Source organism: Streptomyces sp. NPDC087300 (assembly GCF_044744425.1).
Taxonomy (GTDB): domain Bacteria; phylum Actinomycetota; class Actinomycetes; order Streptomycetales; family Streptomycetaceae; genus Streptomyces.
The window spans coordinates 165,295-181,174 of the sequence record NZ_JBIUYI010000007.1 but is presented as its reverse complement, the minus strand read 5'-3'; the positions used below and the strand labels follow the sequence as shown (position 1 = coordinate 181,174).

Annotated in this window: 16 protein-coding genes; 8 read left to right on the top strand and 8 right to left on the bottom strand. The window is 71.9% G+C overall.

The features are described 5' to 3' along the window. Positions 1-37: 37 nt before the first annotated feature. Complete coding sequence (locus ACIO9J_RS29180; protein ID WP_402005917.1) at positions 38-880, bottom strand: VOC family protein; 843 nt, start codon at positions 878-880, stop codon at positions 38-40. Between the two features lie 157 nt (positions 881-1,037). Between ACIO9J_RS29180 and ACIO9J_RS29175 the strand changes: the two genes are divergently transcribed. Further along, positions 1,038-1,685, top strand: a complete 648-nt coding sequence (locus ACIO9J_RS29175; protein ID WP_402005913.1) for a TetR family transcriptional regulator — start codon at positions 1,038-1,040, stop codon at positions 1,683-1,685. A gap of 184 nt (positions 1,686-1,869) precedes the next feature. Here ACIO9J_RS29175 and ACIO9J_RS29170 read toward each other — a convergent pair whose 3' ends face one another. Beyond that, on the bottom strand, positions 1,870-2,343 hold the full coding sequence (locus tag ACIO9J_RS29170) for a nitroreductase family deazaflavin-dependent oxidoreductase (protein WP_402005910.1): 474 nt from the start codon (positions 2,341-2,343) through the stop codon (positions 1,870-1,872). Further along, positions 2,343-3,626 carry an acyl-CoA dehydrogenase family protein gene (locus ACIO9J_RS29165; RefSeq protein ID WP_402005907.1) on the bottom strand — a complete coding sequence of 428 codons (1,284 nt, stop codon included), beginning with the start codon at positions 3,624-3,626 and terminating at the stop codon, positions 2,343-2,345. Before ACIO9J_RS29165 ends, ACIO9J_RS29170 begins: the two co-directional genes overlap by 1 nt. A 165-nt stretch (positions 3,627-3,791) precedes the next feature. Here ACIO9J_RS29165 and ACIO9J_RS29160 point away from each other — a divergent pair, with 165 nt between their 5' ends. Both ACIO9J_RS29160 and ACIO9J_RS29155 read left to right on the top strand, forming a co-directional pair. Beyond that, a complete protein-coding gene (locus ACIO9J_RS29160) occupies positions 3,792-4,973 on the top strand; it encodes a thiolase C-terminal domain-containing protein (protein WP_402005904.1) in 1,182 nt (393 codons plus the stop codon). A gap of 61 nt (positions 4,974-5,034) precedes the next feature. After that, the gene (locus ACIO9J_RS29155) at positions 5,035-5,712 is read left to right on the top strand and encodes a pyridoxal 5'-phosphate synthase (protein WP_402005901.1); all 678 of its coding nucleotides are present in this window, start codon (positions 5,035-5,037) and stop codon (positions 5,710-5,712) included. Between the two features lie 30 nt (positions 5,713-5,742). Here ACIO9J_RS29155 and ACIO9J_RS29150 read toward each other — a convergent pair whose 3' ends face one another. Beyond that, entirely contained in the window at positions 5,743-6,156 is a 414-nt protein-coding gene (locus tag ACIO9J_RS29150) for a winged helix-turn-helix transcriptional regulator (protein ID WP_402005898.1), read from the bottom strand. A 102-nt stretch (positions 6,157-6,258) separates the two neighbouring features. Here ACIO9J_RS29150 and ACIO9J_RS29145 point away from each other — a divergent pair, with 102 nt between their 5' ends. Next, positions 6,259-7,161, top strand: a complete 903-nt coding sequence (locus ACIO9J_RS29145; RefSeq protein ID WP_402005895.1) for an alpha/beta fold hydrolase — start codon at positions 6,259-6,261, stop codon at positions 7,159-7,161. A 61-nt stretch (positions 7,162-7,222) separates the two neighbouring features. On the opposite strand, the gene ACIO9J_RS29140 is transcribed toward ACIO9J_RS29145, so the two are convergent. The 4 genes from ACIO9J_RS29140 to ACIO9J_RS29125 all read right to left on the bottom strand — a co-directional run bounded on the left by ACIO9J_RS29140 (position 7,223) and on the right by ACIO9J_RS29125 (position 10,179). After that, the gene (locus tag ACIO9J_RS29140) at positions 7,223-7,852 is read right to left on the bottom strand and encodes a hypothetical protein (protein WP_402005892.1); all 630 of its coding nucleotides are present in this window, start codon (positions 7,850-7,852) and stop codon (positions 7,223-7,225) included. Between the two features lie 363 nt (positions 7,853-8,215). Then, on the bottom strand, positions 8,216-9,154 hold the full coding sequence (locus ACIO9J_RS29135) for a GNAT family N-acetyltransferase (protein WP_402005889.1): 939 nt from the start codon (positions 9,152-9,154) through the stop codon (positions 8,216-8,218). Positions 9,155-9,238: 84 nt separating this feature from the next. Then, entirely contained in the window at positions 9,239-9,730 is a 492-nt protein-coding gene (locus tag ACIO9J_RS29130) for a Zn-ribbon domain-containing OB-fold protein (protein ID WP_402005886.1), read from the bottom strand. After that, positions 9,727-10,179, bottom strand: coding sequence for a DoxX family protein (locus ACIO9J_RS29125; RefSeq protein WP_402005883.1), 453 nt, complete (start codon positions 10,177-10,179; stop codon positions 9,727-9,729). The genes ACIO9J_RS29130 and ACIO9J_RS29125 overlap by 4 nt, the downstream gene beginning before the upstream one ends. Positions 10,180-10,376: 197 nt before the next feature. Here ACIO9J_RS29125 and ACIO9J_RS29120 point away from each other — a divergent pair, with 197 nt between their 5' ends. The 4 genes from ACIO9J_RS29120 to ACIO9J_RS29105 all read left to right on the top strand — a co-directional run bounded on the left by ACIO9J_RS29120 (position 10,377) and on the right by ACIO9J_RS29105 (position 15,875). After that, complete coding sequence (locus ACIO9J_RS29120; protein ID WP_402005880.1) at positions 10,377-11,522, top strand: flavin-containing monooxygenase; 1,146 nt, start codon at positions 10,377-10,379, stop codon at positions 11,520-11,522. A 714-nt stretch (positions 11,523-12,236) separates the two neighbouring features. Continuing rightward, positions 12,237-14,462 carry an acetate--CoA ligase family protein gene (locus ACIO9J_RS29115; RefSeq protein ID WP_402005877.1) on the top strand — a complete coding sequence of 742 codons (2,226 nt, stop codon included), beginning with the start codon at positions 12,237-12,239 and terminating at the stop codon, positions 14,460-14,462. A 55-nt stretch (positions 14,463-14,517) separates the two neighbouring features. Next, a complete protein-coding gene (locus tag ACIO9J_RS29110) occupies positions 14,518-15,351 on the top strand; it encodes an enoyl-CoA hydratase/isomerase family protein (RefSeq protein WP_402005875.1) in 834 nt (277 codons plus the stop codon). Positions 15,352-15,566: 215 nt separating this feature from the next. After that, entirely contained in the window at positions 15,567-15,875 is a 309-nt protein-coding gene (locus ACIO9J_RS29105) for a hypothetical protein (protein WP_402005872.1), read from the top strand. Positions 15,876-15,880: the final 5 nt, after the last annotated feature.

Sequence of the window (15,880 nt, the reverse complement as noted above, 5' to 3'; positions counted from 1 at the left end):
CCCGATCCCCACCTCCCGGCCGGGAATTCCGGGGCCCTCAGCCTTGCAGGACCGCGAAGACCGCCCCTTGGTTGTCCATGAGCACCGCCGTCCGGCCGTAGGGCGTGTCGTCGGGCGGCTCCTGTACGCGTCCGCCGAGCCTGGTCACCGTCGCGGCCGCCGCGTCGGTGTCGGAGACCTGGAAGTAGACGAGAAAGTGCGCGGGCATCTCGGCGGGCGTGCGCACCTGGCCCCGCGCTCCCCCGGCGCCCGGGACCAGGCTGCGGCCGCCGATCGCCGTGCCGGGGCTCGGTTCGGCGCCCGCGGGCGACCAGGTGCGGAAGTCGACGCCGTCGATGTCGAGGTCGAAGCCGCCGTAGCCGAGCACGCCCTCGTAGAAGGGGTCGACGAGCCGCTTGTCGCGCGCGTAGACCTCGGTCCAGCAGTACGCCCCCGGCTGCCCCCGCCGCCCGAAGCCCCGGTGCGTGCCGGCCTGCCAGAGCCCGAAGACCGCGCCCTCGGGGTCGGCCGCGAGACCCGTCGTACCGAACGGGCCGACCGGCCTGGCCTCCCTGATCATCGAGCCGCCCGCGGCCTTGACCCGCTCGCCGAGCGCGGCCGCGTCGGGGGTGGCCAGGTACACCGTCCACACGGTGGGCATGCGGCCGTCGGACTTGGGTGCGAGGGCGGCGACGGGCGCCCCGTCCAGGTACGCCTGGACGTAGCGTCCGCGCTCCGGGCCGCTGCCCTCGCCCGTACTCATGCGCTCGCCCGCGCCCTCGCCCTCGTCGAAGGTCCAGCCGAAGAGCTCGCCGTAGAACCGCTTGCCGCCCGCGACGTCGGGGAGCATCGCGTCCACCCAGCAGGGCACGCCCTCCGCATATTCCTCGCCACTGTCCATGCCGCTCAAGCTAATGGCCGGGCAGGTGGCCCGCAGCGCGAGGATTCGAACATTTGGTCCATTATTTCCGGACGCGCGGAGGGCCACTCCTACGCGCCCCAACCCCATTTGCACTCGGCCGAATCGCGCTCCGATCACCCCTCGGTAAGCTGACGGCATGACAGGACAGGTACGTACCGTCGACGGCCGTGTGGCCGGTCGACGCGGTCAGGCGACACGTCAGAAACTGCTCGACTGCCTCAGCGAGATGCTCAGCTCCTCGCCCTACCGGGACGTCAAAGTCATCGACGTCGCCCGGAAGGCGGGCACTTCACCCGCGACGTTCTACCAGTACTTCCCGGACGTGGAAGGCGCGGTCCTGGAGATCGCGGAGCAAATGGCCACGGAGGGCGCCGAGTTGACCCAGCTGCTCGACGGGCGCTCCTGGGTCGGCAAGGCCGGCTGGCAGACCTCCCAGGACCTGGTCGAGGGCTTCCTCGACTTCTGGCGCAAGAACGACGCGATCCTGCGCGTCGTCGACCTGGGCGCCGCGGAGGGCGACAAGCGCTTCTACAAGATCAGGATGAAGATCCTCAACTCGGTCAACAACTCCCTTACCGACACGGTGAAGGAGCTTCAGGCCAAGGGGAAGGTCGACAAGGACGTCAGCCCCGCGGCGATGGCCGGTTCCCTGGTCGCGATGCTCGCCGCGGTCGCCTCGCACCAGCGCGGGTTCCAGACGTGGGGCGTGAAGCAGGCCGAACTGAAGCCGAACCTGGCCATGTTGGTGCATCTGGGTGTGACCGGTAAGAAGCCGACGAAGTAGCTCTTTCACGGGCAGGACGCTTTTCCAACCCCTCTGCCCCACTACCTCTCGGCCCCTCTTCCCCCTCCTGTCAGCCGTGCGGCGGATCACTCGTGTGGTCCGCCGCTGCGGTCTCCGGGGGCGCGCCCCTTCCCGGCCCCTCAGGGCCCGGTCACCCGCCCCTCAGGGCCCGGCCACCCGCCCCTCAGCGCCTGGTCACGCGGAACAGGCGGATCTCTCTGTCGATCCGGGCCTGGTAGGTCGCGTACGGGGGCCAGAACTTCAGGGCCTTCGCCCACACCTCCGCCCGCTCCTCACCGCTCAGGAGCCGGGCCCGTACGGGAATGTCCGCGCCGCGCCAGCTGACCTCCGCCTCCGGATGGGCGAGCAGGTTCCCGGTCCACGCGGGGTGGCCTGGGCGGCCGAAGTTGGAGCCGACGAGCACCCAACCGCCGTTCTCCTCCTCGGGCATGCACGCGAGTGGCGTACGCCGGGCGAGCCCGCTCTTGGCGCCGCGCACCGTCAGGATCACCCCGGGCAGCATCTTCGCGCTCAGCAGCACCTTGCCGCGGGTCAGCCGGTGCACCGCGCGGTCCATCGCGGGGATGAAGTGCGGCGCGACCTTCGCGAACGTCCGGGTGGACGACACCTTCTGCATCAGACGCACACCGGGCGGCATCAGACGGCCTCCCCGAGGGCGGTCTTCGCGACATCGGCCTGCCCCATGTCGGCCTGTCCGAGGTCCGCCCCCTCGTCCGGGCGCGCACCCGTCCCGAACAGCTCGGCCCGCTCGGCCGCCCGTGCCCGCAGCCGGTGCACGGGGCCGAAGAGCAGTTCGTCGCTCGACGCCCGCTTGAAGTACAGATGCGCCTCGTGCTCCCAGGTGAAGCCGATGCCGCCGTGCAGCTGGACCGCCTCGGACGCGGCGGTGCGCAGCGCGTCGAGGCCCTGGGCGAGCGCGAGCCCGCCGGCCCGTTCGGCGCCCTGCCCGCCGAAGCCCGCGGCCTCGGCGCCCGCGGCCCACGCCGCGTAGTAGGCGGCGGACCTGGCCGCCTGCACCTGGACGTACACATCGGCGAGGCGGTGCTTGACCGCCTGGAAGGAGCCGATCGCGCGCCCGAACTGCTCGCGCTGCTTGACGTACTCGACGGTCCGCTCCATCACCCGGTCCGCGGCGCCGACGGCCTCGGCGGCGACGACGGTGGCGGCGACGTCACCGACGGCGGCGAGCGCGGCCGGCACGTCGGCCCGGTCGTCGCCGAGCAACTCCGCCTCGACGTCGCGCAGTTCGACGCGGGCCTGGGTACGGGTCTCGTCGAGCGCGGTCTGCCGGGCGCGGACCATGCCGGGCGCGTCCGCGCGCACGAGGAAGAGGAGCGTACGGGAGCGGGCGAAGCCGCCCGCGTGCGCGGCCACCACGAGCAGGCCCGCGCTGTGCCCGTCGAGGACCTGCTCGGCCTGCCCGTAGAGCCGCCACGCGCCCTCGACGAGCCTGGCCTGCACGCCGCCCGCGCGCCCGCCGCCCGACCAGTCGCCGGTGTTGTCGCCGACCAGGCCGAGCGCGGTGGCGAGCCCACTGCCCGGCACGGCGAGCGCGGCGGTGAGCTCGCCGGAGGCGATGCGGGGCAGCAGTGCGGCGCGCTGTTCCTCGGTGCCGAGCGCGAGGATCAGCGGGGCGGCGAGCACGGCGGTGGCGAACAGCGGGGAGGGCGCGAGCGCGCGACCCAACTCCTCGCAGCCGAGAGCGAGTTCGGCGGTGGTGCAGCCCACTCCGCCGTACGCGTCAGGGAGCGCGAGCCCCGGCAGGCCGAGCTGTTCGGCGAGGGCGGTCCACAGGGTGGCGTCGTACCCGGCGGGGGTGCGTACGGCGGCCTTGACCTCGTCGGGGCCGCAGCGTTTGGTGATCACTTCGCGAAGGGTGCGGCGGATCTCGCCCTGCTCCGCGCTGAAGGCGGCGTCCATCGGCAGGCTCCTCCCCCGGGCCGGTCGGCCCGGCCCCAGATCTGACGGGCCGTCATATTAGGCCGGTGGCGGCGATATGCACAGAGTGGCGACGCGCACGCCCCCACCCCAGCGCCCCCGAAAGAGGGGCTTCCCACCCCCTATATCTGATGTACCGTCAGATTCATGGCTGCTACTGCTTCCCGCTCCACCTCCCGCAAGGTCGCCGTCGTCGGCGTGGCCCTCTCGGACTGCGGCCGGGTCGACGAGGCCACGCCCTACGCCCTGCACGCCCAGGCCGCCCGTAACGCGCTCGCCGACTCCGGGCTCGGCCGCGAGGTGATCGACGGCATCGCGTCGGCGGGCCTCGGCACGCTCGCGCCGGTCGAGGTCGCCGAGTACCTGGGGCTCAAACCCCGCTGGGTGGACTCGACCTCGGTCGGCGGAGCGACCTGGGAGGTGATGGCGGCGCACGCGGCGGAGGCGATCGCGGCGGGCCGGGCCAACGCCGTACTCCTCGTGTACGGCTCGACGGCCCGCGCGGACATCAAGGCGAAGCGGCGTACGTCGAACCTGTCGTTCGGCGCGCGGGGCCCGCTCCAGTTCGAAGTCCCCTACGGGCACTCGCTGATCGCGAAGTACGCGATGGCCGCGCGCCGCCACATGCACGAATACGGCACGACGCTCGAACAGCTCGCCTCGGTGGCCGTCCAGGCGCGGGCGAACGCGGCGGCCAACCCGGACGCGATGTTCCGCGACCCGATCACCGTCGACGACGTCCTGAGCGGCCCGATGATCGCGGACCCGTTCACCAAACTGCACTGCTGCATACGCTCCGACGGCGGCTGCGCGGTGCTCCTCGCGGCCGAGGAGTACGTCCCCGACTGCGCGTCCGACCCGATCTGGGTCCTCGGCGCGGGCGAGCACGTCTCGCACACCACGATGTCGGAGTGGGACGACTTCACGGTCTCCCCCGCCGCCGTCAGCGGCCGCCTGGCCTTCGAACGCGCGGGCGTCCGCCCCGCGGACATCGACATCGCCCAGATCTACGACGCCTTCACCTACATGACGATGGTGACCCTGGAAGACCTCGGCTTCTGCGCCAAGGGAGAGGGCGGCGCCTTCGTGGAAAAGGGCCGCCTCCTCCGCGACGGCGACCTCCCGACGAACACCGACGGCGGCGGCCTCTCCGCCCAACACCCCGGCATGCGCGGCCTGTTCCTCCTGGTGGAAGCGGTACGCCAACTACGCGGCGAGTCAGGCGAAGCCCAGGTAAGACGCCCCGACGGCACCCTCCCCGAACTGGCGGTGGCATCGGGGACGGGCGGGTGGTTCTGTTCCTCGGGGACGGTGGTGCTGGGGCGGTAGGGGGCCATCGGCCCGGCGCGGTCCCTACAGGCCGCAGAAGACCCCGCGTCACAATCGACGCATGAATGCACCCGTTTCCCAGGAGTCCTTCCGTGCACTCCTTCGGTCCCAGAAGGTCTGGGACGTCGCGCTTCCCGTGTTCGATGCCGCGCGGGCCCCGGCCGCTCCCCTGCCCCTCTTCCACGCCTGGTTCGCCGAGGCCGTGGCTGCGGGGCAGGCCGAGGCGCACACCATGGGGCTCGCCACGGTGGACGACGCGGGGCTGCCCGACGTACGCACGGTGATGCTGCACGACGCCGACGCGCACGGCTGGCACTTCGCCTCGCACGCGGGCAGCGCGAAAGGACGTCAGCTCGCCGCCCGCCCGGAAGCGGCCCTGCACTTCTACTGGCCCGCGCAGGCCCGCCAGATCCGCGTCCGGGGCCGCGTCACCGAGGCCCCGCACCACGAGGCCCTCGCCGACCTGCACGCCCGCTCGACCGGCGCCCTCGCCGCGGCGCTCGTCGGGCGTCAGAGTGAAGTCCTCAGCGGAGAGGGCGAGTTGGCGAGCGCATCGACGGACGCCTGGGAGCGGGCGGCCGCCGAGCCTGACGCGGACGCGGCGTCGTGGACGCTGTACGTGCTCGATCCGGTCGAGGTCGAGTACTTCCAGGGGGACGCGCGGCGACGGCACGTGCGGCTGCGCTATCGGCGGGATGCCGAACGTGAGGGCTGGGTACGGGAGTTGCTCTGGCCCTAGAGTCCGCTCTCGCCGCACGCCCGAAAGGCCCTAGTCGGAGGCCGGCCCGTCCGCGAGCTGGTTGCTGCGGTCGATCTCCGACATGTGCGTCTCGGCCCAGAGGCGCAGGGCGGCGAGCGGGCCTTCGAGGGACAGGCCGAGTTCGGTGAGCCGGTAGTGGACGGCGGGCGGCACGGTGGGTTCGACGCGGCGCGCGACCAGGCCGTCGCGGGCCAGGCTCTGGAGCGTGACGGACAGCATCTTCTGTGAGATGCCGGGGATCCGGCGCCGCAGTTCCGCGAAGCGGAGCTCGTCCGGCGCCGCCCCGGCCAGCACCTTGACCGTCATCGACGTCCACTTCGTACCGATGCGGTCGAGCAATTGGCGGGTCGGGCAGAGCGGATCCAGCAGATCACCGCGCTCACCGGGCCGCCCGCCGGATTCGCCGGACCTCGACGTGGTCACCTGGAGCTCACCACCTGAAGGGAAAGTGCCGTCTTGGAGGATCCAGGGTAGTTCCCTAGCGTGACGTGGTCACCATCCCTCACCACCCCCTGGAGCCCTCCCATGCCCGAGCTGCGGCGCGTCCCCCTCAACGGCGTCGAACTGAACGTCGCCCTCGCCGGATCGGGCCCGGCCGTCCTGCTGCTGCACGGCTTCCCGCACACCTGGGAACTGTGGACGGACGTCATGGCCGATCTGTCCGCCCGCTACCGCGTCATCGCGCCGGACCTGCGCGGATTCGGCGCGAGCAGCCCGGCCGCGTCCGGGTACGACGCGGGCACCCTGGCCGACGACGCCGCGGCGCTCCTCGCCGCGCTCGGCGAGCCCTCCGCCGCGGTGGTGGGCATCGACGCGGGCACCGCGCCCGCCTTCCTCCTCGCCCTGCGCCGCCCCGGCCTCGTACGGCGCCTGGTCGTCATGGAGTCCCTGCTGGGCGGGCTGCCCGGCGCCGAGGACTTCCTCGCCGCCGGGCCGCCGTGGTGGTTCGGCTTCCACTCCGCCGCGCCCGGCCTCGCCGAGACCGTCGTCGAGGGCCAAGAGGCCGCCTACGTCGACTGGTTCCTGAGCACCGGCACGCTCGGCGAGGGGGTGCGCCCCGCCCTCCGGGACGCCTTCGTCCGCGCCTACACCGGCCGCCCGGCGCTGAGCCGCGCGTTCTCGTACTACCGGGCCCTTCCCGAGAGCGCGGCACAGATCGAGCGGGCGGTCGCCACCGCCCGCCTGACCGTGCCGACCATGGCGCTGGGCGCCCGGCCCGTCGGCGCCACGCTGGAACGCCAACTCCGCCCGTTCGCAGACGATTTGACCGGCCACGTCATCGAGGACTGCGGCCACATCATCCCGCTGCACCGACCGCGCGCCCTGCTCACGCTGCTGCGCCCTTTCCTGGCCGGCGAGGAGGCGAGAGCGGCGAGCACGTCGGCACGGATGCGGGAACGCCGCGTGCTCGCATCGCACGTTCGTTGAACAGATACCGGAGCTGACGTGCCGCTACGCGCGGCGGACGGAGGCCGGGCATCGCACCGCGTCACGGCCGCTTGGCGCTCGCCTTTTCGAGTTCCCGACGGATGGCCGTCTCGTCCCGTCCCCGTACGGTCTCTTCCAGGCTGTGGCCGGCGCGCTGTGAGAACCGCTCGCCCTTGGCGAAGTCGTCCTCGCTCAGCACCTGGCCGCACCACTCCCCTCGCCCCGCCACATGGTCGTCGAACGGCACGGCGGCGCCCTCTCCGAGAACCACCCAGTGGCCTGCGTCCCAGCGCAGGGCGAGGACATATGTGTGACCGGTCTCGAGCCGGGGTGCCTCCGGAGCCGTGTCCTTGATTCGTTTGCCGGTCCGGTACACCGACCAGCCCGGCGCGGTCATGTCGAACTCGCTTCCCAGCTCATGCCGGGGGGTGGCGGCGGACCAGAGCACTTTCTCCTTCCGGAGCGTCAGTGCGCGGTCGAGCGTGTACCGCACCGGTCCCTTGGCGAGGTCGTGCCGGTTGCTGTCGCGCTCGGCAGTCGGCAGCGCCACGACCACGTGGTCCGCGCCGGCCTTCCAGTCCGCTGCGCTCTGCGAGGGGTAGGGGTCGTCGGCGCCGCCGCAGCCCACCACGGTGCGAAGCCCTGTCCGGCCGATCAGTACGCCTGCGGTGATACCGGCGAGCGCCAGCATGGCTATGGCGGGTCTACCGGACAGCGGGTGGCGAACCGTGAACTGCAACTCAGATCTCCCGTTCGAGAACAGCCTGGGCCATTCAGGCCGTATTGGTATTGATCACTTTCATCGCCGGTTGGTTCCGAGAAGGCGACAGCAAGTAGCTGCCTGCGGGAGCGTGCGGGGTTCGGCCATCGTCGGGGCAGGTGCCTGGCGGTAACGGCCGGGCTTGGCAAGGGGTGTGGGCCGGAAGGGCGTTGTCCAGGGGGTCGAGGAGCCGGTGGGGACCGGAGCGCGGGCGCTGGACGCCGGGCGTACGTGCCGGAGAGCGGGTGGCGGTGATGCCGACGAGGTTCTTGAGATGAGCCGGCCCTGCCTCGTCTAGTACGTGAAGTCGTACTGCGTGAAGTCCCGCACCGGCCGGTACCCGAGCCGCTGGTAGAGACCGTTGCTGGTCGGGTTGTCCAGGTCGGTGAAGAGCAGCACGTCGGACGCGCCCGCGTCGAGGGCCGCGCGGCTGACGGCGGCCGTCGCGGCGCCCGCGTAGCCCCGGCCGCGCAGGTCCGCCGGGGTGTAGACGGGGGCGACGCGGACCTGGCCCGCGGTACGACGGGTGACACCGGCCATCGCGACGGGCGTGCCGTCGGGGTCCTCCCACAACGTGACGCCCCCGTAGGCGAGTCGGGCGTCCGCCCACACCCCGGGGTCCATCGCCGACCTCTCGCCGAGCGCCTCACCGAACTCCACGTGCCAGCGTTCCAGGAGCTCCCGGTCGGCCGCCGTGGCGACGCGGGCGCGGCCGGGCGGTGCGGGCTCGGGCGGGGTGAGCGTGCCGAGCCGGTACAGCCGCTGGTGGACACCGGCCGCCGCGGTCGCCCCCGTGCACTTCTCCCAGGCCCGCGCGAACGCCTCCGCCGTCACGGCCTCCGCGGCGACTCCCGGCAGGCCGGGGCTCACGTCGGCGAGGTGCCGGGCGAGGGCTTCGGCGGCGCCGGGGCCGAGCGGGCTGAGGGAGACGCGGTGCGGAGGCGTCCACACGAAGGCGCCACGGACGGCACGGGCGGCAGCGGCGTCAGCGCCGACGTCGGTACCGGTACTGGCACCGGTGCCAGCCTCAGCCTCCGCCCCGGTACCGGTATACGTACCGAAGACCGGCGCCCCCTCCCCGTACACCTGGAGCCCCCGCGCACGCAGGGTGTCGGTGACGCTGAGCAGGGCGGTGTGCAGTGCGGGCGAGGAGTGCAGGAACTCCTCGGCGCGCGTGAGGAAGCCGTCGAGGTCGGTGGTCAACTGCCAGGAGGAATGCGGTGTGGAGGCCATGACCCATCGTGCACAGGGCCGCGCCAGCCGCACAAAAACATTACGGCGACGTATCCGCGACCCCACGCGCCCTGGCCGCACCACCTACCCGCGCCCGACGGACCCCACTGACCTCACGGGCCCGAATACCGGCACCACGAACTCCCCGCCCTCCCCTGCCTCCCCGGCCTCCCGGAACGTCACCTCCACCGCCATCCCGATCCGCAGCTCCCCCTCCTCGCAGCCGACGATCTCCGTCATCATGCGGGGCCCCTCGGCGAGGTCGACGACGGCGGCGACGTAGGGGACGCGGCCGCCGAAGGGGGGCAGGTCGTTCCGGTGCACGACCGACCAGGTGTAGAGCGTGGCCCGGCCGCTCGCCCGTTCCCAGGTGACGTCCTCGCTCCAGCAGCGCGGGCAGAACTCGCGCGGATAGTGGTGCGCCGCACCGCACGCCCCGCAGCGGCGGATCAGGAGCCGGCCCTCCGCCGCCGCGTCCCAGTAGGGGCGCGTGAAGGCGTCGGCCTCCGGCAGGTCGAACCGCACGCCGCCCGTCCCGACGCCACCCGTCCCGCCGCCACCCGTCCCGCCGCTCACCGGAAGAGTCCGAACGCGTCGTCGAGGGACCAGGTCTGCCAGGACATGGCGAGGAGGGCGACGAGCGAGATGAGCGCCATCATCGCGTTCTGCCCCTGCTCGGCCCAGTCGTGGATCATCAGGACGAGGTAGAGGAGGTTGAGGAGCAGGCCGCCGACCAGCGCGACGGGGGTGAGGAAGCCGACGATCAGGCCGAGTCCCAGGGCGAGTTCGGCATAGACGACGACGTACGCCATCGTCCTCGGCCGGGGCGCGACCACCGTGTCGAAGCCGCTGCGGACCGCGTTCCACTTGTGCTTGGCGGCCACGTCGGACGCCCACGCGATGCCCGTACCCCGCTCGAACCAGCCTTTCTTGTCCTTGTGGCGCCAGCTCTCCAGCCACCACAGGCCGAGGCCTATGCGGAGCACGGCGAGCCATTCGGCGCCGGTGAGCCAGATCGAGTCCATGCCGTGGCCTCTCCCACTTCGGCTTACGGGTACGCGCACGTCGGCCGCCGGGTACGCGTTTCTGACGGTACGTCAGTTCAGCGCACACGGCGGCCGATGCGCAAGGGGCCGGTGCCGCACACGCCCCGTGATCAATTCGCAACCGGTTCCGGACTTGACCGTCACCCATCAAGTAATCGCGCGGTTACTCTCCAGTCATGGCCGACTCCACACCTCCGCTCGCGACCCAGCAGGACCGCCCCGTGTACGTCATCGGGGGCGGCCCCGGCGGGCTCTCCGTGGCGGCGGCGCTGCGCGCACGCGGCGTACGCGCGGTCGTCCTGGAGAAGTCCGAGCACGTCGGCGCGTCCTGGCGCGGCCACTACGACCGCCTCCGGCTGCATACGACCCGTCGCCTCTCGGGCCTCCCCGGCCTGCCCATCCCCCGGTCGTTCGGCCGCTGGGTGGCGCGCGACAACGTGGTCCGCTACCTGGAGAAGTACGCCGAGTTCCACGGCCTGGACGTCGTCACCGGCGTGGAGGTGACCGGCCTGGAACGCGCCGCCGACGGCGGCGGCTGGGTCCTGCACGCCACGGGCGGACGGCAGTTGACCGGCAGCGCGGTCGTCGTCGCCACCGGCTACAACCACACGCCGCGCCTCCCCGACTGGCCCGGCCTCGACACCTACTCCGGCGAACTCCTGCACGCCAGCGCCTACCGCAACGCCGCGCCCTACGCGGGCAAGGACGTCCTGGTCGTCGGCGTCGGCAACACCGGCGCCGAGATCGCCGTCGACCTCGTCGAGGGCGGCGCGGCGCGGGTGCGGCTCGCGGTGCGCACGGCGCCGCACATCGTGCGGCGGTCCACGGCCGGGTGGCCCGCGCAGCGCACGGGCATCCTGTGCCGCAGGCTGCCGGTCGCCCTGGTCGACCGCCTCTCGGGCCCGCTCGCCAGGATCAGCGTCCCCGACCTCACCGCGAAGGGCCTGCCCCGCCCCGACACCGGCCTGTACTCACGGGCGAAGGCGGGCGCGATCCCGGTCCAGGACGTGGGCCTGATCGACGCGGTACGTTCCGGCCGCGTCGAGCCGGTCGCCGCGGTCGACTCCTTCGAGGACGGCAAGGTCGCCCTCGCCGACGGCACCCGCATCGGCCCGGAGACGGTCATCGCCGCGACGGGCTACCGCCGCGCCCTGGAACCCCTGGTAGGCAACCACACCCCCCTAGACCCCCAGGGCCGCCCCACCACCCAAGGCCCCGACCTCTACTTCACGGGTTTCACCAACCCCATCAGCGGCATGCTCCGCGAACTCTCCCGAGACGCGGAGAAGATCGCCAAGGCGATAGCCAAGTCCCTGCGGTAGGCGCGGCACGGTTCCCTGTACCCCTGACGGGCCGGGTCCGTACGGTTCGCCCCATGCCCGCCGGGGCTCGTCGCGCAGTTCCCCGCGCCCCTTACAGACCCCCTCCGCTCGGCTCCCCGTGCACCCTGACGGACTTCCACCGCGCGGTCCCGGACGGGTCCCGCAGGGGGCCGCAGGGAACCGCACGGACGGGCTTGTCAGGGGCGCGGGGAACTGCGCGACCAGCCCCGCCAAGGTCGCGCGAAACCACGCAGACCAGCCCCGCCACGGACACAGCGAACCGCACGGACGGGCTTGTCAGGGGCGCGGGGAACTGCGCGACCAGCCCCGCCAGGGTCGCGCGAAACCACGCAGACCAGCCCCGCCACGGACACAGCGAACCGCACGGAGGAGCTTGTCAGGGGCGCGGGGAACTGCGCGACCAGCCCCGCCAAGGTCGCGCGAAACCACGCAGACCAGCCCCGCCGCCGACGCATAAACCCACACCGACAGGCCCAGCCCCCCTCCCCCCAAGGCCCCCGGCCAGACACGGCCGATTACCCCCTTGGCCCCACCCCTTTTCCCCGCTTCCGTAGACGAAGGGACCACCCCACCCCACCCGCCCCACCCGCAAAGCCCACACCCATTCTTCCCCGCCCTGTTCCTGACACAGCGTCAGTTCAGTAATCTGACTGTGCGTCAGTTAAATGCTGTCACACAGGAGCGGGCGGACCGATGCTTGGATCGACTCACGGCACCTTCACCACCGACCCCCGCCGCGCGCATGTTGTGGCCTGCGGCGAACTCCCACCCACCGCCGTCCACGGGAGGGCCGTCACGGCGGACGACCTGGACGTCAGCGGCCGGCCGCTGCACGCCGACGTACCCGATCTCGACCGCTTCTTCCGGCCCGAGTCCGTCGCCGTCATCGGCGCATCGGACGCCGAGGGGCGCCCCAACACCGGCATCACCCGGCAACTGCTCGCCTGGGCCGAACGCGTCGGCGCGCGCCTGCACCCCGTGCACCCCACCCGTCACTCGGTCTTCGGCATCCCCTGCTTCCCTTCCGTCGCCGACCTGCCCGAACAGGTCGATCTGGCCGTGCTGTTGGTCGGCGACCCGCTGCCGGTGATCGAGCAGCTCGCCGAGGAGAAGGTGCGCTTCGCCGTCGCCTTCGCCTCCGGGTTCGCCGAGACCGGCGAGGAGGGCGCCGCCGCCCAGGCCCGGCTCGCCGCCGCCGTCCGGCGCTCGGGCCTGCGCCTGCTCGGCCCGAACACCAACCTCAACGCCTTCGAGGAGTTCCGCGACGACCTCGAAGGCCCCGCCATCGCGCTGATCACCCAGTCCGGTCACCAGGGCCGCCCCGTCTTCACCATGCAGGAACTGGGCGTGCGCCTCTCGCACTGGGCACCCACCGGCAACGAGGCCGACCTGGAGACCGCCGACTTCATCTCCTACTTCGCCGAGCGCCCCGAGGTCGGCGCCATCGCCTGCTACGTCGAGGGGCTCAAGGACGGCCGCTCGTTCCTCCTCGCCGCCGACCGGGCGGCCCGGCGCGGGGTGCCCGTCGTCGCGGTCAAGGTCGGCCGCACCGAGACCGGCGCCCGCATGGCCGCCTCACACACCGGCAAACTGACCGGCGCCGACGCGGTGGTGGACGCGGCGATGCGGCAGTTCGGCGTGATCCGCGTGGACGGGCTCGACGAACTCCAGGACACCTCGGCCCTGTTGGCCAGGGCGCGCAGGCCGAGCGCCGACGGCGTCGTCGTCTATTCGATCTCGGGCGGCACGGGCGCGCACTTCTCCGACCTGGCGAGCGAGCACGGCCTGCGGCTTCCCACGCTCTCCGCCGCCAAGCAGGCGGAGCTGCACCAGTGGATACCGGAGTACCTGAACGTCGCGAACCCCGTCGACAACGGCGGGCACCCGGTCGGCGACTGGCGCGGCCGCAAGATCATCGACGCCCTCCTCGACGACCCTGAGGTGGGGGTGCTGATCTGTCCGATCACCGGCCCCTTCCCGCCGATGAGCGACAAGCTCGCGCAGGACCTGGTGGACGCGGCGGAGCAGACGGACAAACTGGTGTGCGTGGTGTGGGGCTCGCCCGTCGGCACCGAGGACGCCTACCGGCACACGCTGCTCGGCTCCTCGCGCGTCGCCACCTTCCGCACGTTCGCCAACTGCATCACGGCGGTGCGCGCCTATCTCGACCACCACCGCTTCACGGCCGCCTACCGCTCGCCCTTCGACGAGGCGCCGCGCTCCCCCTCGCCCTCCTTCCGCAAGGCGCAGGCCCTGATGCGGCCCGGCCAGCAGCTCAGCGAGCACGCGGCGAAACAGCTGCTGCGCGCGTACGGGATTCGCGTACCGCGCGAGCAGTTGGTGACCAGCGCGGCGGCCGCCGTCCGCGCGGCCGGGCTCGTCGGCTACCCCGTCGTCATGAAGGCGTCCGGACCGCAGCTCGCGCACAAGACCGAACTGGGCCTGGTGAAAGTGGGGTTGACCTCGGCCAGCCAGATCCGCGACGCCTACCGCGAGCTCACGGACATCGCCCGCTACGAAGGCATCGCGCTGGACGGCGTACTGGTCTGCCAGATGGTGGAGCCGGGGGTCGAGATGGTCGTCGGCGTCACCCACGACTCCCTGTTCGGACCCACCGTGACCGTGGGGCTCGGCGGGGTGCTCGTCGAGGTCCTCAACGACGCGGCCGTGCGGGTGCCGCCCTTCGGGGAGGACCAGGCGAAGACGATGCTCTCCGAACTGCGCGGGCGCGCGCTGCTCGACGGGGTCAGGGGGGCGCCGCCCGCCGACGTCGACGCGCTCGTCGAAGTCGTCCTGCGGGTGCAGCGGATGGCCCTCGAACTCGGCGACGACCTCGCCGAACTCGACATCAACCCCTTGATGGTGCTGCCCCGTGGCCAGGGCGCCGTGGCCCTCGACGCGCTCGCCGTCTGCCGCTGAGCAGGCCCTCAGGACCCGCCGCACCCCCGCCCGTACGGAACGGAGCCCATCCCCCATGACACCCACGCCGACCTCCCCCGAGACCCCCCGCGATCCCCTCGACTCATTGATACTCCACGCCACTGACAACGGCGTCTCGTGGATCACGCTCAACCGTCCTGAGGCCATGAACGCCGTCACCTGGGACCAGCGCGAACGCGTCATCGCGCTGCTCGACGACGCCTCGGCCGACCCCGCCGTACGGGCCGTCGTGATCACCGCGACCGGCAAGGGGTTCTGCGCGGGCGCCGATCTGCGCGGCGCGCCCGCCACCACCGGCGAGCGCGTGCCGGGCGACGTCGCCCGCACCATCAGGCGGGGCGCGCAGCGGCTGATCGCCGCGATCCTCGACTGCGAGAAGCCGGTGATCGCCGCGGTGAACGGGACGGCGGCCGGGATCGGCGCCCATCTGGCGTTCGCCTGCGATCTGGTCGTCGCCGCCGAACCCGCCCGGTTCATCGAGGTGTTCGTGCGCCGGGGCCTCGTCCCCGACGGCGGCGGCGCCTATCTGCTGCCCCGTCTCATCGGGCCGCAGCGGGCCAAGGAGCTGATGTTCTTCGGCGACGCGCTGTCCGCCGCGGACGCCGAGCGCCTCGGGCTCGTCAACCGCGTCGTACCGGCCGACGAGTTGGCGAAGACCGCGCGTGAGTGGGCGGAGCGCCTCGCCGCCGGGCCCACCCGCGCGCTCGCGATGACCAAGCAACTGGTCAACACCTCGCTGGAGTCGGACCGCGCCACGGCGTTCGCCGCCGAGGCCGCCGCGCAGGAGATCAACATGACCACGGCGGACGCGAACGAGGGTGTGGCGAGCTTCGTGGAGCGCCGGTCGCCTTCGTACGAAGGACGCTGACTCCCTTTCGTACGACGGTTGTTGCCGCAATTCCTGAATTTCCTTTATGGCGACCCGATTGTGAACGGCCGTGACTCTCTACATGACCTCTAGAGCTATAGCAAATTTTGGCTCTTGCTTTACTTGATTCATACTCTGCGGGTCCCTGGTGCTTCCCTGCATGTCTTGTTGGGTGCTGTTTGACCAGGGGGGGAATCAAGTCGAAGGAGACTTACATGTCGATCGCCCGTCGAGTCATGTCCGGTGTCGTCACCGTCGCCATTGGAGGGGGACTCATCGCGGTTACCGCTCCGGCGGCGCAGGCCGCTCCCAAGGTGTCCTGCACCAAGAAGGTATTCAACACTTCCGGTTGGGGAAGCTGCTCGAACTACGGACCGGGCAGCATTCGGGTCAAGCACGTCTTCGACTGCTCCATGCAGGCCGACATGCACTCCGAGTGGAGCAATGTCAGCGCCAACCGCAAGGTCACGCACCACAACGAGTGCCGCTTCTCCATGCGTGACGTCACCGCCCACCTGAAGTAGGCCGG